Source organism: Caulobacter sp. 602-1, assembly GCF_003931565.1.
Lineage (GTDB): Bacteria > Pseudomonadota > Alphaproteobacteria > Caulobacterales > Caulobacteraceae > Caulobacter.
Map to the genome: position 1 here is coordinate 1 of NZ_RRYI01000184.1, position 279 is coordinate 279.

General features: G+C 76.0%; 1 pseudogene. It reads left to right on the top strand.

Going from position 1 to position 279, the window contains the following annotated elements:
* A pseudogene (locus EIK80_RS26265) lies at positions 1-279 on the top strand (penicillin-binding protein); the annotation flags it as partial.

Genomic DNA, 279 nt, shown 5'->3' on the forward strand with positions numbered 1-279 from the left:
AGCCGCCGGTCGAGGCGGTCGAGGCGGTCGCCGAAACCCCGGACATCGTCGAAGAGCCCCCGGCCCCCGCGCCAGTCGTCGAGCCCGAACCCGAGGTCCCGCCCGAGGAAGCGCCCCCTCCCGAAGCCGAGACCGAGCTGCCGGAAGCCGTCGAGGCGATCCCGGAAGCCGCCCTCCCCCCGGCCGAGCCCGTCAAGACCGCCAAGCCGCCGATCTGGAAGCGTCCCGCCTGGCTGATCGGCGCGGCCGCCGCCGTGGTGCTGGCGGTCGTGCTGGTCG